The sequence below is a fragment of the Kordia sp. genome (assembly GCF_965283645.1).
Classification (GTDB): Bacteria; Bacteroidota; Bacteroidia; order Flavobacteriales; family Flavobacteriaceae; genus Kordia.
On sequence record NZ_CBDIPG010000001.1, the window covers coordinates 1964577 to 1984112 of the forward strand.

Consider the following 19536-nt stretch of genomic DNA (forward strand, 5'->3'; position numbering starts at 1 on the left):
TAATAAAATTTGTTACAACATTTTTAAAAAAATATAAAAAACAACTTTTTAAACTACTGTAAACTAACGATTTCTCCAGAAAAATGGCGTTAAGAGAATTAATACGGTAAATAATTCCAAACGTCCTAAAAGCATTAAAAATGTACACCACCATTTCCCAAATGAAGGAATTGAGTTGTAATTTTCTAGCGGATTTAATGAACCTAATGCTGGCCCTACATTTCCTAAAGAAGAAGCTGCGCCACCAACTGCCGATTCAAAATCTAATCCTACAAAACCTAATACCAAAGCTCCAATTATAAACAACAACATATACAGAATAAAGAATCCTAAAATGTTGTATACAATATGTTCTGAAACTGATTTGTTATTGTATCGAACTGGAATAATGGCTCTTGGATGCAAGGTTCGTTTAAATTCTAACAAGCCATTTTTGATCATCAGTAAATGTCGAACCACTTTTACACCTCCAGAAGTTGAACCTGCTGAACCTCCGAGAAACATTAAACCAAAAAAGGAAATCGTTAAAAATGTTGTCCACGAAGTAAAATCTGCCGTAACAAATCCTGTGGTGGTAATAACCGCAATAACTGAGAATAACGAATGTCTAAAATCACTTTCCAACTCTCCCCAAACCATCGGATGGTATTCAGAAGGTTGTACGTTGGTCTGTGTATAAATAATTACCGTTGCTATGATGGTAAATATAAATATTAGAATTGCATAGACTTTAAATTCTTCATCTTTTAGTATTTTCTGAATTTTCCCTTTGAATGCAAAGTAACTTAGGACAAAGTTTGTTCCTGCTAAGAACATAAATAAGATGATAATATACTGAATAATTGGTTGTCCATTCCAATGCGCCACACTTGCATCTTTGGTTGAAAATCCTCCTGTAGATAACGTACATAATGCATGGTTTATAGCATCAAAAAAGGACATTCCTGCTAAATTTAATAGAATGGTTTCAGCAATGGTATATCCAACATAAATCAACCATAAACGCTTTGCTGTATCGGTAATTCTTGGGTGTAATTTATCCGCACTCGGACCTGGTGCTTCCGCAGCAAATAATTGCATTCCTCCTATTCCTAGTAATGGCAAAATAGCAATGGCTAATACTATAATTCCCATACCACCAATCCAGTGTGTTAGACTTCTCCAGAATAATATACCTTCTGGCAAACCTTCTATTTTTTCAAGAATGGTGGCGCCAGTTGTGGTATAACCAGACATGGTTTCAAAAAAGGCATTGGTGAAATTTGGAATCACATCTGTAAATAAGTACGGAAACGTTCCCGAAAGGGACATAAAAATCCAACCGAAAGTTACCACAATATACCCTTCTCGTTTTTTGATTTCTTTTTTATGATCACGTGTGGTTAACATAAATAATGCTCCTGCAATAATGGTTACCAATCCTGCTAAAAACATTTCTAAGGTTACGCCGTCTTTGTAGATAAAACTTACCAACGTAGCCAAAAACATAAAACCACCATTACAGAGTAATAATAGTCCCATGAGGTGAAAAATGATTTTGTAATTTACTCTCATTGGTAACAGTTACAGAAACATACGTTCTACTTTATTAATAGATCTTGGAAGACTGCATACAACAACTCTGTCGCCTTCTTGTATTTTAAAATCGCCCAAAGCAATCAAGCCTTCACCTTCACGAATTACACCTCCAATAATGGCAGATCGTGGAAAATCGAGGTCTTTTACTTTTTTACCACATACGTGCGAAGTTCGCTTTACGATAAACTCTAGCAATTCGGCATTCATATTGTTGAGTCGTGTCATATCAACAACTTCACCTTTACGAATATGCCTAAATATATTGTTTGCCGCTAGTAGTTTTTTATTGATTAATGTATCAATTCCAATAGATTGTGATAATTGGAAATAATCCATATTTTCTACCAACGCAATTGTTTTTCGAATATTTTTTGATTTTGCTACCAAGCACGACATGATGTTCGTTTCTGAGTTTCCTGTCACAGCAATAAAGGCATCCATATCGTACACACCTTCTTCTTCTAACAGTTCTACATTTCGTCCATCACCATAAATAATTAAGGCATTTGGAAGATCGTCAGCCAATTCAAATGCTTTCGATTTGTCTTTTTCAATCAATTTTACATTGAATCGATTTTGACATAAATCATTGGATGTTTTGATTCCGATATTACTTCCACCAAGAATCATTACATTTTTAATTTCTTCTTTTATTTTTCCAATCAACTTATACAATTCTTCCACACCACCTTTTGAGGTGATGAAATATACCTGATCGCCTTCTTTAAAAAGTGTATCTCCACGTGGAATTAACGTGTATTGAGTTCCAAATCGCTGAATTGCAATTGGCACAAAGTGTAGTTCTGGAAAAATATTTGCTGCTTCTTTTACGCTTTTTCCAACAAATGGTGCTGTCCGTTGCAAAGTTGTTCCAACCATGGTTAACGCGCCATCTTCAAACTCATAACTATCATTAAATGCAGATTGATCTAATAATAATTTTATTTCGGCAGCAGCCAACTTTTCAGGAGAAATTAATTCATCAATTCCTAAGTCTTTAAAGCGCAGTTCCTCTTGATTATCAATGAATTCAGTATTTGAAATACGTGCAATTGTTCGTTTGCAACCCAATTGCTTTGCCAATACGCAAATAGTAATGTTTGTTGTTTCTGAGGAAGTCACTGTAATTACCAAATCGGCAGAATCAACTCTAGCTTCTTTTAAAATATTAATTGAAGTTGCATCACCTCTGATCACACGAATATCTAAATGTGTATCTGCATATGCAAGATTGTCCTTGTTGCAGTCTATCAGTGTTATATCTTGGGATTCGTATGAAAGGAGTTTTGCTAAATGATATCCTACTTCACCAGCTCCAGCAATAATAATTCTCATTGAATAATCTATTGAAAAAAGAAGACAAATATACGATAAAAAAGCCAGTATCAGCATATACTTTCTGTATTGAGTATCAGAATTGTATATCTATCGATTGCAAATTATAGCAAGATAAAAGAGTTAAAACCGCTTTGTGTGTAAAATATTGATGCTATTTATACGTGTACAACCAAATAAACGTTAAAATAAAACGAATAATTAGCTTCTGTATCAAGCTAGTATTTCTTTACATACATTCAAAATATAGCCGTAAGCTATCAACATTCAATGTAGGAATGTCTATATTTGCCAAAATTTCCTATATGTCGAAGAATGTAACACCATACAAAGAGTCAAATCTGGGTAAAAAAGAACAGGTTACAGAGATGTTTGATACGATTTCAAAGAATTATGATGGACTGAATCGTGTAATTTCTTTTGGTATTGATATTAAATGGCGCAAAAAAGTAGTCAAATTAGTTGGTGCACAACAGCCTACAACTATTTTGGACATTGCTACCGGAACTGCTGATTTGGCAATTAATTTAGCAGAAACAAGTGCTACACGTATTGTTGGATTGGATATTTCTCCAGGAATGCTTGAAGTCGGAAAACAGAAAATTAAGAAGAAAGAATTGCATGAGAAAATAGAAATGGTTTTAGGTGATGGAGAAAAACTTCCGTTTAAAGATAATTCTTTTGATGCCATTACAGTTGCTTTTGGTGTCCGTAATTTTGAAAACCTAGAACAAGGATTGCAAGAAATTTTAAGAGTTTTAAAACCGAAAGGAATTTTTGTTGTTTTGGAAACTTCTGTTCCTGTAAAAACACCTTTTAAACAATTCTATAATTTTTATACAAAAAACATTCTACCACTAATTGGAAAACTCTTTTCTAAAGACAATTCTGCCTACGGATACCTATCAGAATCGGCGGCGGCATTTCCTTATGGTGAGAACTTCAACAATATTTTACGAAAAATTGGGTTTATAGATGTGAATGATAAACCACAAACGTTTGGTGTAGCGACTATTTACACCGCAACAAAATAGATTTTATGAAGAAGATTTTAGTAATCATATGTTGTGTTTTTGCGCTTCAATCTGTTTCTGCTCAATTATTTAGCAAGAAAAAAGTCTTAAATGACGCAAGTGGAGGAAAAGGGCAAATTGATAATAACTTACTGACTTGGGGTTATTTTTTAGGATTTAATAGTTACGATTTTAAATTTACATACAACAACAATGCAGATGCCATTCAGCTAAAACCATCCACAGGTTTTAATGTTGGATTGGTAGGTGATGTAAAGTTGAATAATTATATGAATTTACGCTTAGAGCCAGGAATTTTCTTTTCTACACGTAATATAGAATATCCCGAAAGTTACGGACTTATAGATCCTGTAGATCGTATACGTGAAATAAAATCGAGTTATGTACATATTCCACTTTTACTAAAGATTGGAACCAAACGAATTAACAACATTAAACCGTTTATTGTAGGTGGATTTTCTACTTCATTGAATTTATCGAGCAATCAAGATAATCCGGATGATAATAGCAACAATCAGTTCCGTATGAAAAAATCGACCTATTATTACGAATTAGGTTTTGGAGTTGATTTCTATTTATACTATTTCAAATTTACACCTTCTATTCGTGGAGTTTTTGCATTGAATGACGAATTGGTTCGAGATCAAGATCCAAATAGTCCGTGGACAAGTAACATTCAGAAAATGCAATCACGTGGAATTTTTATCAACTTTACGTTTCAGTAGCATTCAATGTAATGCATCTTCGTTTCAGCATATTAGAAGAATCTTGTGTATTTAAGATGTCATACTATGTTTGTACAAGGATAATTTTATTAAATCTTAAATTTAAAGAGTTGCTCGCTTAAACTCATTCAATAAAATTCCCGTTGCCATTGCCACATTTAAACTTTCGGTTTGTTGTGTTTCCCCAAAACGTGGAATCGCTATTTTTTTTGTGATGAATTTTGAAACTGCATCAGAAACGCCATTTGCTTCATTTCCCATAACTAAAACTCCGTCAGTTGGCAAATTAGTTTTATACACATTACTTCCATCCATAAACGCACCAAAAACAGGCAATTTCGTTTCAGAAAGATAATTTTTCAAATCTGTATACACCACATTCACACGCGTTAACGAACCCATAGTTGCTTGAATCACTTTCGGATTGTAACAATCAACAGTAGCTTCAGAACATACGAGATGTTGTACACCAAACCAATCACACAAACGAATAATAGTTCCTAAATTCCCAGGATCGCGCACGTCGTCTAACGCAACAAGTAAACCTTCTGAATCAATTTTTAAGACATCTTTACTCTTAAATAATGCTAAAGCTGTATTAGGCGTTTTTAAAAAACTTACTTTTTTGAGTTCTGCTTCAGAAATTAGTGTTATTTTTCGATCAGAAGCAAACAAATTAGCGTCCGTGGTAAACAAAGTATCAAGTTCAAAATTTGAGTTTAAAAACTCTTCAATGACTTTTTTACCTTCTGCAACGAACAGTCCTGTTGATTTTCGGTACTTTTTTTGATGTAAGCTCGTTATTGTTTTGATTTGTCTTTTGCTAATCATGCAAATAGTTTAATTTTGAATTCGAAAAACACCTCTTATTGAAATCCTTTTTAGCAAAAATATCATTATTTATTATAATTCTCACATTGATTAGCGCTTGTAATTCGATCAAGCGTGTAAAAGATGGTGAATTGCTGCTTGTTAAAAACAACTTGATTGTCAACGACGAGAAGTCAAATGATGTAGATGCGCTGAGTCAAATGTATCAAAAACCAAACAGCCGTTTTCTAAATTATCCATTACGACTCAATATTTATAATTTGGCTGGAGAAAATCCTGATTCGGTTTTTAATGCTTGGATTAATAGAGATCCTAAGCGTTACGAACGTTTAAAAAGACGCTACTCTAATAAACAAATTAGAGAAATGACAAATTACAAAAGAGGTTTTAATAATTGGTTAAAAAAAACAGGAGAAGCACCTGTAATTATTGACGATCGAAAAACGAAAAAAACGACCAATCGTTTAAAAGTGTATTATCAAAATAAAGGATTTTTCAATGCAACTGCGAATTATAAAATTACGCCTTCCGAAAAGGAAAAAAGAGCAAGTATTGATTACACTGTAAACACAGGAAATCCGTATATAATTGACAGCTTGCAAGTTACCATTAAGTCGCGCGATTTAGACTCTATTTACAACCTAAGCAAAAATAAATCTTTTATAAAAGTTGGCAAACAATTTAACACAGGTGATTTTTACAATGAACGGGAACGTTTGACGGTTTTATTTCGAAATTCAGGAATTTATAACTTTCAACTAAACTCCATCAAACCAACTGTCGGATTGGACACAATTAATAAAGATTACGACTTGGCAGTTGCCTTAAAAATCAACAACTTACAAGTTAGGCAAAATGATTCCATTGTTGAAAAAGAATACAAAGTTCATAAGATTAAAAAAGTAAATATTTACACAGATTATACCTATGAAAATTCTAAAAAAACATACATAGACTCTGTAACGTATAAAAATTACACCATATATTCGAATGATAAATTACGGTTTCGCCCAAAGGCAATTACGGATGCAATTTTCATTAATCCGGGCGAAATTTACAGAGATAATGATCGCACGTTAACCTATAAACACATTAGTAATTTACGAACGTTTAAATATCCAAACATTCAATATCAATACGAAAATGATAGTCTGACGGATTTGGTCACAAATATTTACTTAACACCAAGAAAAAAGTTTTCACTTGGTTTTGATATTGATATTACACATTCCAACATTCAAGATTATGGTTTTTCGTTTAGTACATCATTAATAAGTAGAAATGTATTTCGTGGTGCCGAAACGCTTGAAATTTCGGCAAGAGGAACACTTGGAGCTTCCAAAGATGTTGCCGATTCTGAAGATCAATTTTTTAATATTTCTGAAATTGGAGCTGATATAAAGTTAAACTTTCCACGTTTCTTTTTTCCGTTTAATACTGAACGAATTATTCCAAAATACATGCTACCTACAACCGTAGTTTCGTTAGGAACAAGTGTGCAACAAAATATTGGTCTCGACAGGCAAAACTTTACAGGATTAATTCGTTACAATTGGACGCCAAGTAAAAAGAATTCGTTCAGTTTTGAACTTTTCAACTTACAATTTATTCGAAACCTAAATGCTAGTAACTATTTCAATGTATATCAAAGTTCGTACGATCGCTTAAATGCGGTTGCGCTTAGTTCTGACTATATTGATGATGATGCTTCGTTAAATATCGCTTCAGGCGAAACAGACGCATTTATTGCAGATGTTGTATCTAACGATTATCCTGTAACGGATAGCGAACTTTCAACAGTATTGAGTGTTGCACAACGACAATTCCGATTGACGCAAGATAACCTAATTGCTTCCTCAAAAATTAACTTTACACACAACAACAAAGAAAGTCTTTCCGACAATAATTTCTATCAATTTAGAACCGAATTAGAGTTGGCAGGAAACTTACTATCTACGATTGCAAGTACGGCAAATCTTCAAAAAAATGATCGTGGAAAATACAAGCTATTTGGCGTTCCGTACTCTCAATATGTAAAAACAGAGTTTGACTTCATTAAACATTGGGAACTTTCTGGAAAGCGAGATGTTTTGGCTTTTCGTACCTTTTTTGGAATTGCCATTCCATATGGAAATTCAGATAACATTCCGTTTGCACGAAGTTACTTTGGTGGTGGATCAAATGACAACAGAGCTTGGAGTGCATATCAATTAGGACCAGGACGATCGGCAAGTATTTTAGACTTTAACGAAGCAAACTTAAAAATAACGTCAAACGTAGAATATCGTTTTGACTTATTCGGAAGCTTCAAAGGTGCGTTATTTGCAGATGCAGGAAACATTTGGAATGTGTTTGATGACATTGAAGACGAAGATCGAAAATTTAATGGTTTGGAATCGTTACAAGACATTGCTTTAGGAACCGGATTTGGATTGCGATACGATTTTAGTTTCTTCGTATTGCGTTTTGATGTTGGTTTCAAAACCTACGATCCGGCATATGAGCTTGGCAATCGTTGGTTTAAAGATTACAACTTCGGAAACGCGGTATACAATATTGGAATTAATTATCCTTTCTAATAAGTAGTTCTGCTTTTTGATCTAAAAACAGTATCTTTTTCACAATCAATTCAAGTAAAACACATGAGTTTCTTCAAATCATTATTTAGCAAAAAAGAACAACCAATTCATTCCTATGCTGATTTCTGGAATTGGTTTCAACAACACGAAAAGAAATTCTTTAAGGTATTAAAAAATCAAGACGATATTCATACACTATTTTTTGAGAAACTATCGCCCAAACTCAATGAACTAAGAGAAGGATTTTGGTTTTTAGCAGGAATGTACGCAGATACAACTGCCGAATTAATTCTTACCGCAGATGGCGTCACTAAAAATATTGTTTTTGTAGAAGAATTAGTAGCTGCTGCGCCAAAAATAAACAATTGGAAAATTACGGCACTCAAACAACCTTCTGACGTTAGCAAATTGGGTGTAAATATTGATGGTTACAAATTTGATGCGACAAGCTTACATTTTTATGCAATAAATCATCCTGAAATGCCCGACGAAATTGATATCATCATTACACACGATAAGTACAATGAAGAAAATAGAACTTCCATGCTTAACGGAATGTACATTGCCTTAGATGTATTTTTGGGAGAATTAAAAACAGTGACTACTATTGACAACCTTGACATCATAAACACCATAGATGCCACAGAAGAACTAATTCCATTTGAAAAACTCAAAGACTTTCTCATTTGGCGCGAAAAAGAATTCATTGAAAAATATCAAGGAACGCGTCACAATACGAAAAACGACAACTATGCAGCAATGGAGGGAACGCTACAAAATGGACTGCCGTTACTTGCCATCATCAACGCCGAATTACTCCATTGGGACAGCAAAGCTTCACATCCTTGGATTGTACATGTAGAACTCAACTATGATAGAGCAAACAACAATGGACTGCCAACTGATGACGACTACGAATTGCTAAGCGAAATAGAAGACAACATTGTGGCACAACTAAAAGATGCCGAAGGATATCTTAATATTGGAAGACAAACGGCAGATTCTGTACGTGAAGTTTACTTTGCGTGTATTGACTTTAGGAAACCTTCAAAAGTTTTAGATAAGATAAAGAAAACGTATCAGGATAAAATTAAAATCGATTTTGAGATCTACAAAGACAAATACTGGCAATCGTTTCATCGATTTATGCATGAATAATCAATTTCTGCTGTATTTCTAAATCTAACATTAAATCTGTAAAATACAGAAACACTAAAACGTTTGCGCTTTCAAACCATTCGAAAACAAGCATTTATTTCTTCAAAAAACCATCAACAACAAATCAATAATTTTCCAAAAACACAAACATTTTGACAGGATTACTAGCCTGAAAACGATTAAAATTATCAAATTCGTAAAAGTAGCTTCTCTTCTACTCCTAAAATTACCAACTACGTAAAAACTCATCACATTTTTAGTACTTTTGTAATCCAAACAAAAAAACTAAAGACGATGAGTCACAATATCAAAGCAGGAGTTGCTACTGGAGACGAAGTACAAGAAATATTCAAATTAGCCAAAGAAAAAGGCTTTGCGTTACCAGCAGTAAATGTAGTTGGTTCTAACTCTATCAACGGAGTTTTAGAAACAGCTGCAGAGTTAAATGCTCCTGTCATAATTCAATTCTCAAACGGAGGCGCACAATTCAACGCAGGAAAAGGATTGAGCAACGAAAATCAAAAAGCCGCTATCGCAGGTTCAATTGCAGGTGCAAAACATATTCATGAAATGGCAGAAGCATATGGAGTTCCTGTAATTTTACACACAGATCATTGCGCAAAAAAACTATTACCTTGGATTGATGGTTTATTAGATGCAAGCGAAAAACATTTCGCTGAAACTGGAAAATCATTATACAGTTCACACATGATTGATCTTTCGGAAGAACCATTAGAAGAAAACATCGAAATCTGTAAAAAATACCTAGCGCGCATGAGCAAAATGGGTATGACATTAGAAATTGAATTAGGAATTACTGGTGGTGAAGAAGATGGTGTGGACAATAGTGATGTGGACGATTCAAAATTATACACGCAACCAGCAGAAGTTGCGTATGCATATGAAGAATTAATGAAAGTAAGCCCACGATTTACAATTGCGGCAGCTTTCGGAAACGTGCATGGAGTATACAAGCCAGGAAACGTAAAACTGACGCCAAAAATCTTAAAAAATTCGCAAGAGCATATTTCAGAAAAATACAATGTTGGTCACAACCATATTGACTTTGTATTTCACGGTGGATCAGGTTCTACACTAGAAGAAATTAGAGAAGCTATCGGATACGGAGTTATCAAAATGAACATTGATACAGATTTACAATATGCGTTCATGACTGGAATTCGTGATTATATGCTTACAAAACAAGGATATTTAGCGGCTCAAATTGGAAATCCTGATGGAGACGACATTCCAAACAAAAAAACATACGATCCAAGAAAATGGTTACGTGAAGGTGAATTAACGTTCAAAACACGTTTAAAACAAGCCTTTGAAGACTTAAACAACGTAAATACGTTATAAAACTTGAATTTGGGCGTTACCCTTTGGGTCGGGCTTTTACAACTCGCTTTTCACAAACTGTCATTCCTGCGTAGGCAGGAATCCACTTTGTAAAAGAGCTCAGACAAATTGTGCAATCCCTAACGCAGAACTTCCCACGAAAGTGAAAATCTTATAAAAACAACAAAACCTCGTTAACACTGAAAGACAATGTGTTAACGAGGTTTTTTGCAATCAAAAAGATACTAATTAGTAGATAGCGGAATCAAATTTTGAGTTTCTTTAATAAAAACAGTAATTTTGTAGGCTAGTGAAAAAACAAAACTAACTAATTGATCACAATCTAATACATTGTAAATCATAACTCATAAATCATATGGCTTGGTTTAAAAGAAAAGAAAAAGGAATTCAAACTTCTACGGAAGATAAAAAAGATACACCCAAAGGACTTTGGTACAAATCACCAACGGGGAAAATTGTTGATTCAGATGAATTAGCAAAAAACTACTACGTAAGTCCTGAAGACGGTTATCATGTTCGTATTGGAAGTAAAGAATATTTTGAAATACTATTTGACGAAGGAAAATTTAAAGAACTAGACAAAAATCTAACTTCAAAAGATCCTTTAAAATTTGAAGACAGTAAAAAATACGTTGACAGATTAAAAGCTGCCAAAGAAAAAACTGGATTAAAAGACGCTGTAAAAACGGCCGTTGGAAAATCAAAAGGAAAAGATATTGTCATTGCCTGTATGGATTTCTCTTTTATTGGAGGTTCAATGGGAAGCGTTGTTGGAGAAAAAATTGCACGTGCGGCAGAATATTCGTTAAAAAACAACGTTCCATTCATGATTATTTCAAAATCTGGTGGCGCACGTATGATGGAAGCAGCTTTATCACTAATGCAATTAGCAAAAACATCTGCAAAATTAGCACAATTAGCTGATGCTGGAATTCCATACATTTCACTATGTACAGATCCAACTACTGGAGGAACAACAGCTTCATTTGCAATGCTTGGAGACATCAACATTGCTGAACCAGGTGCATTAATCGGATTTGCAGGACCAAGAGTTGTACGTGATACAACTGGAAAAGATTTGCCAGAAGGTTTTCAAACCTCAGAATTCTTATTAGAACACGGATTCTTAGACTTTATATCACACAGAAAAGAATTGAAAAACAAAATCAACTTATACATCGATTTAATTCAAAATCAACCAATACGAGCATAGTTTTGTTTTAAACATATTTATAAAAAAAGGCTTCCAAATTGGAAGTCTTTTTTTATACACCTCAATCATATAACACACTTAAAAACAGGTGTTAATACGCTATTCTTCTACATATAAAACAATTACATTCGTCATATAATACAGGTAACTAATTTTATTGTTAACATCATGGCGACCAATTTCGAGTTAATCTTTAAAAATAATAGTGGCAAATCAGGAGACGTTTGCATATTCCTACAAGAGCCAAACGAAGATGACTTAAAATCATTAGTGTGGCTCTCAAAAGATGCCAACCCAGATACAACCGTCACATTTCAATGGGCTGCTGAATATAGTGTAGTATGGTCTGAAACAGAAGTGAAAAATGGAGTCACAATTACATCTTCTCAGGTTTTGCCTGCAGGTTTAGATCAAGATAATAAAATCACACTTACAAAAATAGATGACGCATATCAATTCATAAATCAAACTACAGATCCAGATAGTAATGGATCAATTACAATTTTTTGTGACAATAGTGTAGTGTCAAATCAAGCTACTATTGGAATAGAGATATCTGGGGTGATAACAACTAATATTCCTGCAAGTCCTGGATTTAGCAATATGATTACACCTACCAACAAATATTGGATTGCTTTTGGTAATTTTACGGAAAGAGAAATTCTTGATACAGAAACGTTTACTAAAGCTGCTGAAATTGATTTTTCTTCAGGCATTAATAATATGACAGCAATATTAAATGCTGATGATACATGGACAATTGAACCTACAAATTAAAAACTACTCAATATCTAATCTAAAAACAGACCATTTGTGCTTTGATAATAATTCAATATAATCTTAGAACTTTCAATCATCAAAAAGGTTTCATTATTAATTTGGTTTCTAAAAAATAGTAGTATATTTGCCGCTTGATACGAGATACGTATTGATACATAAAAATCATTAAAATTAATATTGGCATGTACTTAACTAAAGAAGTTAAAGCGGAAATTTTCGCAAAGCACGGAAAAGCTGCAAACGACACTGGAACATCAGAATGTCAGATTGCATTATTTACACACAGAATTAATCACTTAACAGAGCATTTAAAGAAAAATCGTAAAGATTATAATACTGAGCGCTCATTAGTAATGTTAGTAGGTAAAAGAAGAAGCTTACTAGATTACCTAAAGAAAAAAGAGATCAACAGATATCGTGCGATCGTAAAAGAATTAGGATTAAGAAAATAAAACTAAAGAGGCTTCGTGCCTCTTTTTTTAATTTATAAAAGTACACTTCCAACAATAGTTGGAAGCAATAAAAAGTATTATTACTGGTTTTTCATTGGGTCAAAAACAACAACTACACACACAACAACACAACGACCTTTGTTTAATTAGAATTAAAAAAAATTTATGATTCCAAAAGTTTTTAGAGAGGTCATTGACCTTGGTGATGGTAGAGAAATTTCTATCGAAACCGGAAAGTTAGCAAAGCAAGCGCACGGTTCAGTCGTGGTACAGTCAGGAAAATGTATGTTATTATGTACAGTTGTTTCTAACTACAAGCAAAGCGATGTTGACTTTTTACCATTAACAGTTGATTACCGAGAAAAATTTGCAGCGGCAGGTCGTTACCCAGGTGGTTTCTTCAAAAGAGAAGCAAGACCAAGTGACGGTGAAGTATTAACAATGCGTTTAGTAGATCGTGTATTACGTCCATTATTCCCAAAAGATTATCACGCAGAAACACAAGTGATGATTCAGTTAATGTCTCATGATGAAAATGTAATGCCAGACGCAATGGCTGGTTTAGCGGCTTCAGCGGCAATTCAATTATCAGATTTTCCATTTGAATGTGCAATTTCTGAAGCTAGAGTTGGACGTATTAATGGTGAATTCATCATTAACCCAACAAGAGCACAATTACTAGAGTCTGATTTAGACATGATGATTGGAGCTTCAGCAGATTCAGTAATGATGGTTGAAGGTGAAATGGATGAAATTTCTGAAGAAGAAATGGCAGACGCTATCAAATTTGCACACGAAGCTATTAAAGTACAATGTGCGGCTCAAATTCGTTTAGCAGAAGCTTTCGGAAAGAAAGAAGTACGTGAATACGATCCTGAAAGAGAAGATGCAGATTTAGAGAAGAAAGTATATGACATGGCATACGATAAAGTATATGCTATTGCTAAAGCTGGTTCTGCTAAACATGAAAGAAGTACTGCTTTCGCAGAAATTAAAGAAGAAATCAAAGAAACATTTTCAGAAGAAGAATTAGAAGATTTTGGTGACTTAGTTTCTAAATATTATAGAAAAGCTGAAAAAGCGGCAATTCGTGACCTAACCTTAAATGAAGGATTACGTTTAGATGGTCGTAAAACTGACGAAATTAGACCAATTTGGTGTGAAGTTGATTACTTACCATCTACACATGGTTCGTCAATCTTTACTCGTGGAGAAACACAAGCATTAGCAACGGTTACTTTAGGTACATCAAGAGAAGCAAACCAAATAGATATGCCATCTTTTGAAGGTGAAGAGCGTTTCTATTTACATTATAACTTCCCTCCATTTTCAACAGGTGAAGCACGACCAATTCGTGGAACATCTCGTCGTGAAGTTGGACACGGAAACTTAGCACAACGTGCATTAAAAGGTATGGTACCAGACGATTGTCCATACACAGTACGTGTGGTTTCTGAAGTATTAGAATCGAATGGTTCGTCTTCAATGGCAACAGTTTGTTCTGGAACAATGGCATTAATGGACGCTGGTGTTCAATTAAAGAAACCAGTTTCTGGTATAGCAATGGGATTAATTTCTGATGCCGATTCTGGAAAGTATGCCGTATTATCTGATATTTTAGGTGATGAAGATCACTTAGGAGATATGGACTTTAAAGTTACGGGAACCGCTGACGGAATTACTGCTTGTCAGATGGATATTAAAGTAAAAGGATTGTCATACGAAATTTTGGTAAATGCTTTACAACAAGCACGTGACGGACGTTTACACATCCTAGAGAAATTAACAGATACAATTGCTACACCGAATGCTGATGTAAAAGATCACGCGCCAACAATGGTAACACGTAGAATTCCTAACGATTTTATTGGAGCCTTAATTGGACCTGGTGGAAAAGTAATTCAAGAGATGCAAAAAGAAACTGAGACAACAATCGTTATTAACGAGGATCCAGTGACTGAAGAAGGTATCGTAGAAATTTTAGGTGTTGGTAAAAAAGGTATCGATGCTGTAATGGCAAAAATAGATGCTATATTATTCAAACCTGAAAAAGGAAGTATTTACGAAGTGAAAGTTATAAAAATGCTAGATTTTGGAGCCGTTGTAGAATATACAGAAGCACCAGGAAACGAAGTATTATTACACATTTCGGAACTTGCTTGGGAACGTACTGATAATGTAAGTGATATTGTAAAAATGGGAGATATTTTAGACGTGAAATATTTTGGAATAGATCCAAAAACACGTAAAGAAAAAGTTTCTCGTAAAGCAATCTTGCCAAAACCAGAAGGATATGTTGCAAGACCGCCAAGAGACGACAAACGTTCTGGTGGACGTGACAACAGAGGTAGAGATAATCGCGGACGTGATAATCGCAAACCAAGAGAAGACAAGAAAGAAGATTAATTTCTTTAGTCATATATAACAAAAAACGCCTCGAAATTTCGAGGCATTTTTTGTTGTATACATATTATTTTCACATATTTTACGGCAATCCTAAACTTAGATTAAAACTATTATACTACTCTGAATTTGCAGGAACTTTAAAAATATACCTTTTAAGAAGTATCAAACTAAACAAAGCTGTTGATAGCAAACAACAAATCCAAACAATTCTGTGATTCAGATTTACAATTTCTGACAAAAACCAATTCAATCCTGTACTGAAAAACAACGCACCAATATCAACAATATACGCTCTGTATAAACTTTTAAAATACGCTGTTTTATGTTGAAACGTAAAATGTCTGTGAAGCGCATGTTGTCTTGCAATTCCAATTAAAAAAGCAACAATCCAACTTACGGTTGCTTTTGGTGAAAACGGATTTAGATAGTACACAATTTCATAGCTTATAAATCCAGAAATTACGCCAATAACAGCAATGACAAGCATTCGGATCATTTCTGATTGTTTGTAAAACCTAAACACCATTATCTATTTTTATGAAGTTTGATGTGCTACGTGTTTTCTTTCTTTCAAAACCCAATACAATCCTTTTGCGTCCGTTTTCATTTCTTTTGAAGTGAGTAAAATGATGATTTCTTCAAGATGTGAAATGTATCCAATAATCATTGCGACGTAAAATAAATGTTCGTAATAATTCCACGCGAATAATACAAAAATGAAGATTCCTTGTACATAACCGCCAATTTTTGTGGTATATAAATGTAAGCTTGGATATTGCTTAAATTTGAGAAAAGAAACCACCAAACCCAACACAAAAAACGCAATGAAGAGCCAAAGCATCCAAATGGATTCTGATAATTCGTTTATTTTGAACGTAAATATTCCTATAAAAGCCGCTATAAATGTTCCATTGTCGGCGAGCGAATCTAGTTTTGCGCCAAATTCGGTTTTCAAATTGAATGCGCGTGCTATCAATCCGTCTAAAATATCTGTGACTAAATTTATACATAAAAATATGGCAAATAAATCTGCTTTTCCTGCGTATATAAAACACAAAATCAACGGGAATGTGAGCAATCTGTAAAAGCTTAAAAAATTGGGAACGTTGTATATATTTTCTTTTTTCATCTTAAAATGTTTTTTTAATGTTTAATTCTACTAATAACTGACTGATGATAATATGTGTAAAACTGCTACACACACATAAAAGTAACGCCGTTTGGTAATTGACAAAACCCAATAAAAAATACACCAGATTTACGCCAAATGCAGCATCCATTTTGTCAATAAATGCGAAAAGGATTTTATTTGAATTTGCTTGTGCTCCAGGTTGAATTCCTAAACGCCGTTTCATGAATGAGTTTGGCAATTCAGACATCATGTAGGCAACGCCAAGTATAAAACCCAAGCTGAATGAATTTGATAATTTGAAACCAAAAATTAAATTTATAATCCATAGTACAAAAGCGTTTGTAACTGAAACAAATACAAATCCTCTCCATGTTTTGTTTGCGCCAAATAGTGTTACTGAAATTGGTTGTTTCAACCATTGAAAACAATCTTTTTTAATGACAAACATATGCATGACATTTGAAATGAGCAACGGTATTAAAACGATAGCCATATGTTGTAAAAAACTAGGCATTGTCACGTAAGCAAGTGAGCATTTTTAAAGCGGTATGTAAAACACGTTTCGAAAAATCATACGGAATTAATATTCCAGAAACTTCATAAAACGAAAGTCTAGTTATAATGTACACCTTCAACGAATATTGATACGCTTTCAACCATGCATCCCAATTTGTGGAATCATATAATTGATAATGTGCTTTTAGATAAAAATAAAGTTCATCTCTTGTAAAATTTGGCAGTAATACGAAACTCAAAAACTCAATAATATCTCTATGCGGAACATCAATTACGGCCAATTCCCAATCGTAAATAATAGGAAAACCATTATTCTTAATCGCAATATTTCGTGAATTGAAATCGTTGTGAATGATTGTTTTTTCAACATTCAAAGCAATTGCTTGATTTTCTAAATCATCAATTTCATTCCGCAACGCATGCAGCGAAAGTAAGTGTTCATCAGCTACACATTCCGTAATTAAAATTTGCAGTAACTTTTTATACAATTCTTTAGATTTCCATGGTTTGAATTCTTGAACATGTTTAAAATCTGCAACAGATGCGTTTTGATGAAACTTGGTAATTGTGGTAATTACAGAAAGAATTGTTGCTGGTTTCCAGTATTCTGGATGATTTTCAGAATTTAAAATGTTTAGCTTGTCACTATCCAAAAATTCCTGAATCAACATGAAAATCTCTCGTTTCGAATTTACATGTTTTCCAAAATACGCAGGCATATGTTTAAATCCACTTTTGTTTAAATATTCGTACAATTCAATTTCTTTCAAGTGACATTTATGGTATTCCAAATTCCGTTTTGATGTTCGCAACAAATCAGAAAGCTCAGGGTTTATAGAAGCCGCAATCGTATGCAAACCTTTGACAACTTCGTCATCTAATGGTTTCGATTTGATTAAAATATCTTGAGTTTGTAAGATTCCATGTTGTCGGTAACCAACTTGAAACGGCATAAAACCAATAATTTTTTTATTCACTTTGGATGCGATATTGGTCAGAATTCCATTCTCCAGCAAATCACTTTCTTTCGGCTGAATTCGCTGAATGTCTTTATCTTGAAAAAAACCATTCAAGCTAGCTTGCACAAAATCTGGCGTAATTTCAGATTTCAGCAACCATTTTACAGGTTTGTTTCTTCCTAATTTTTCGTGCGCTTTTGCAAATTCACCACTTACAATTGCCGCATACGTTGATATTTCTAAACCCAATGCAAAACCTGCAATTAGTTTGGCAAAGCGGTTTACTTTTCCTGTTCCGTAACAGTTCATAATCTCCAAAGCCTGCGACTGTTTTGGCAATGAAGTTCCGCCACCAACACTTCCAATCACTAAATTTGGCAATGAAAGTTGCATGTACAAACCACCGTTTTTTTGTTCTAAATGTAAAATTCCAATACTTGATTCGTGAATTGACGCCAAATCTTGTCCCGTAGCTACAAAAATTGCCGCAATAGCATTTGCTACATTAATATTATACCCAACCATTCCGTCTTTTTTAGCCAATTTTTTAGATGGATGAAAGCAATTCATCAACTTATCAGAAGTCGTTCGCAATACTTGATTGATGATTTCTTCTGGAATCGTACATTCGGCAACTACATAAATTCCTCGTCCGCAATCAATATTATATTGTGACACTTTTTTGTCAGAAGCGCCATTTCCTTCAATCACAAAATCAACAGGAACAATACCCGAAGTATTTTTAAATTGCTCCACTATATACAACATAGCATGCCACGTACATGTGGTTGTCATATTTTGCCCAGACGCGTCACCTGTGTGATATATAAACTTTAAATGAATGACTTCATCTTGCTGAATGCTATCAATTGCAACTAATTTCCCATGATTGGAATGTGCTTCAGCGGCTTTTTTAATAGCTACAAACGTATCTTTAACATACTGTTTAAAAAATGTTGCTTCGTTTTCCGTTTCAAAAATAAACATTGGCGAACGTGTCATTTTTTGCCATTTTACGTTCGCAACAAAACCACCACTTTTGCTAATTACTTTTGCGCCTCTATTCATACTTGCAATCAACGCGCCTTCTAAAGTTCCTGCAGTACAATACGTTAATTCTTGTGTTTCGTTATCATTAAAAAGTAACGGGCCAACAATTCCCAACGGAATTTCGGTACTTCCTATATACGATTCAATATTATTCCGAATGTCTTGAAAATTTAATCGTGCATTTGAAATCAAATTGGTTTGAATATTGTTTGTTTCCAAAAAGTCCAAACGCATATTTGTTGCTGTACTTGTTACAAGTCCTCTTCCTGGTATAATCGGTATTTCCATAAGTTCTAAGTTTTAATACTATCAAAACTATTGCAATAATCACATCAAAATTCCCAATCAACACAAATAAAGAATTTATTTTTTGCGATAATCACAAAAATAAAGTTCAATCTGATTCAATTCAGCATAGTTTTGTCA

General features: G+C 33.8%; 16 protein-coding genes. 9 read left to right on the forward strand and 7 right to left on the reverse strand.

What is annotated here, in order from left to right; all coding sequences use genetic code 11:
- Nucleotides 1-63 precede the first annotated feature (63 nt).
- A complete protein-coding gene (locus ACQ654_RS08540; protein ID WP_430409902.1) occupies nucleotides 64-1554 on the reverse strand; it encodes a TrkH family potassium uptake protein in 1491 nt (496 codons plus the stop codon).
- Between the two features lie 9 nt (nucleotides 1555-1563).
- Nucleotides 1564-2913 carry a Trk system potassium transporter TrkA gene (trkA, locus tag ACQ654_RS08545; RefSeq protein ID WP_430409903.1) on the reverse strand — a complete coding sequence of 450 codons (1350 nt, stop codon included), beginning with the start codon at nucleotides 2911-2913 and terminating at the stop codon, nucleotides 1564-1566.
- 305 nt (nucleotides 2914-3218) lie between these two features.
- Between trkA and ubiE the strand changes: the two genes are divergently transcribed.
- Both ubiE and ACQ654_RS08555 read left to right on the forward strand, forming a co-directional pair.
- The gene (gene ubiE, locus ACQ654_RS08550; RefSeq protein WP_430409904.1) at nucleotides 3219-3947 is read left to right on the forward strand and encodes a bifunctional demethylmenaquinone methyltransferase/2-methoxy-6-polyprenyl-1,4-benzoquinol methylase UbiE; all 729 of its coding nucleotides are present in this window, start codon (nucleotides 3219-3221) and stop codon (nucleotides 3945-3947) included.
- Between the two features lie 5 nt (nucleotides 3948-3952).
- Nucleotides 3953-4672 (forward strand): porin family protein, encoded by a 720-nt coding sequence (locus tag ACQ654_RS08555; protein WP_430409905.1) that lies wholly within the window; start codon nucleotides 3953-3955, stop codon nucleotides 4670-4672.
- A 102-nt stretch (nucleotides 4673-4774) separates the two neighbouring features.
- On the opposite strand, the gene ACQ654_RS08560 is transcribed toward ACQ654_RS08555, so the two are convergent.
- Complete coding sequence (locus tag ACQ654_RS08560; protein WP_430409906.1) at nucleotides 4775-5503, reverse strand: TrmH family RNA methyltransferase; 729 nt, start codon at nucleotides 5501-5503, stop codon at nucleotides 4775-4777.
- Nucleotides 5504-5541: 38 nt separating this feature from the next.
- On the opposite strand from ACQ654_RS08560, the gene ACQ654_RS08565 reads away from it, so the two are divergent.
- From ACQ654_RS08565 to ACQ654_RS08595, 7 genes are all read left to right on the forward strand, one after another.
- A complete protein-coding gene (locus ACQ654_RS08565) occupies nucleotides 5542-8082 on the forward strand; it encodes a BamA/TamA family outer membrane protein (protein WP_430409907.1) in 2541 nt (846 codons plus the stop codon).
- 63 nt (nucleotides 8083-8145) lie between these two features.
- A complete protein-coding gene (locus tag ACQ654_RS08570; protein ID WP_430409908.1) occupies nucleotides 8146-9240 on the forward strand; it encodes a DUF695 domain-containing protein in 1095 nt (364 codons plus the stop codon).
- Between the two features lie 294 nt (nucleotides 9241-9534).
- Nucleotides 9535-10602: a class II fructose-bisphosphate aldolase gene (gene fbaA / locus ACQ654_RS08575; protein ID WP_430409909.1), complete on the forward strand. Its 1068-nt coding sequence runs from the start codon at nucleotides 9535-9537 to the stop codon at nucleotides 10600-10602.
- A gap of 355 nt (nucleotides 10603-10957) precedes the next feature.
- Nucleotides 10958-11815: an acetyl-CoA carboxylase, carboxyltransferase subunit beta gene (gene accD, locus ACQ654_RS08580; RefSeq protein WP_430409910.1), complete on the forward strand. Its 858-nt coding sequence runs from the start codon at nucleotides 10958-10960 to the stop codon at nucleotides 11813-11815.
- Nucleotides 11816-11983: 168 nt separating this feature from the next.
- A complete protein-coding gene (locus ACQ654_RS08585) occupies nucleotides 11984-12592 on the forward strand; it encodes a hypothetical protein (RefSeq protein ID WP_430409911.1) in 609 nt (202 codons plus the stop codon).
- Between the two features lie 185 nt (nucleotides 12593-12777).
- A complete protein-coding gene (rpsO, locus tag ACQ654_RS08590) occupies nucleotides 12778-13047 on the forward strand; it encodes a 30S ribosomal protein S15 (RefSeq protein WP_430409912.1) in 270 nt (89 codons plus the stop codon).
- Nucleotides 13048-13212: 165 nt separating this feature from the next.
- On the forward strand, nucleotides 13213-15453 hold the full coding sequence (locus ACQ654_RS08595; RefSeq protein WP_430409913.1) for a polyribonucleotide nucleotidyltransferase: 2241 nt from the start codon (nucleotides 13213-13215) through the stop codon (nucleotides 15451-15453).
- A 115-nt stretch (nucleotides 15454-15568) separates the two neighbouring features.
- Here the strand turns inward: ACQ654_RS08595 and ACQ654_RS08600 are convergent, their stop codons facing one another.
- The 4 genes from ACQ654_RS08600 to ACQ654_RS08615 are packed head-to-tail and all read right to left on the reverse strand — an operon-like array spanning nucleotide 15569 to nucleotide 19398.
- Nucleotides 15569-15949, reverse strand: coding sequence for a GtrA family protein (locus tag ACQ654_RS08600; RefSeq protein WP_430409914.1), 381 nt, complete (start codon nucleotides 15947-15949; stop codon nucleotides 15569-15571).
- Nucleotides 15950-15988: 39 nt separating this feature from the next.
- A complete protein-coding gene (locus ACQ654_RS08605; protein ID WP_430409915.1) occupies nucleotides 15989-16582 on the reverse strand; it encodes a CDP-alcohol phosphatidyltransferase family protein in 594 nt (197 codons plus the stop codon).
- Between the two features lies 1 nt (nucleotide 16583).
- Nucleotides 16584-17033 (reverse strand): CDP-archaeol synthase, encoded by a 450-nt coding sequence (locus ACQ654_RS08610; protein WP_430409916.1) that lies wholly within the window; start codon nucleotides 17031-17033, stop codon nucleotides 16584-16586.
- A 58-nt stretch (nucleotides 17034-17091) separates the two neighbouring features.
- The gene (locus tag ACQ654_RS08615) at nucleotides 17092-19398 is read right to left on the reverse strand and encodes a phosphotransferase (protein ID WP_430409917.1); all 2307 of its coding nucleotides are present in this window, start codon (nucleotides 19396-19398) and stop codon (nucleotides 17092-17094) included.
- Nucleotides 19399-19536 lie beyond the last annotated feature (138 nt).

Excerpts from the sequence above, each read along its gene's own strand:
- ACQ654_RS08540 (WP_430409902.1), bottom strand. The coding sequence starts at position 1,554 with ATGAGAGTAAATTACAAAATCATTTTTCACCTCATGGGACTATTATTA.
- trkA (WP_430409903.1), bottom strand. The coding sequence starts at position 2,913 with ATGAGAATTATTATTGCTGGAGCTGGTGAAGTAGGATATCATTTAGCA.
- ubiE (WP_430409904.1), top strand. The coding sequence starts at position 3,219 with ATGTCGAAGAATGTAACACCATACAAAGAGTCAAATCTGGGTAAAAAA.
- ACQ654_RS08555 (WP_430409905.1), top strand. The coding sequence starts at position 3,953 with ATGAAGAAGATTTTAGTAATCATATGTTGTGTTTTTGCGCTTCAATCT.
- ACQ654_RS08560 (WP_430409906.1), bottom strand. The coding sequence starts at position 5,503 with ATGATTAGCAAAAGACAAATCAAAACAATAACGAGCTTACATCAAAAA.
- ACQ654_RS08570 (WP_430409908.1), top strand. The coding sequence starts at position 8,146 with ATGAGTTTCTTCAAATCATTATTTAGCAAAAAAGAACAACCAATTCAT.
- fbaA (WP_430409909.1), top strand. The coding sequence starts at position 9,535 with ATGAGTCACAATATCAAAGCAGGAGTTGCTACTGGAGACGAAGTACAA.
- accD (WP_430409910.1), top strand. The coding sequence starts at position 10,958 with ATGGCTTGGTTTAAAAGAAAAGAAAAAGGAATTCAAACTTCTACGGAA.
- ACQ654_RS08585 (WP_430409911.1), top strand. The coding sequence starts at position 11,984 with ATGGCGACCAATTTCGAGTTAATCTTTAAAAATAATAGTGGCAAATCA.
- rpsO (WP_430409912.1), top strand. The coding sequence starts at position 12,778 with ATGTACTTAACTAAAGAAGTTAAAGCGGAAATTTTCGCAAAGCACGGA.
- ACQ654_RS08595 (WP_430409913.1), top strand. The coding sequence starts at position 13,213 with ATGATTCCAAAAGTTTTTAGAGAGGTCATTGACCTTGGTGATGGTAGA.
- ACQ654_RS08600 (WP_430409914.1), bottom strand. The coding sequence starts at position 15,949 with ATGATCCGAATGCTTGTCATTGCTGTTATTGGCGTAATTTCTGGATTT.
- ACQ654_RS08605 (WP_430409915.1), bottom strand. The coding sequence starts at position 16,582 with ATGAAAAAAGAAAATATATACAACGTTCCCAATTTTTTAAGCTTTTAC.
- ACQ654_RS08610 (WP_430409916.1), bottom strand. The coding sequence starts at position 17,033 with ATGTTTGTCATTAAAAAAGATTGTTTTCAATGGTTGAAACAACCAATT.
- ACQ654_RS08615 (WP_430409917.1), bottom strand. The coding sequence starts at position 19,398 with ATGGAAATACCGATTATACCAGGAAGAGGACTTGTAACAAGTACAGCA.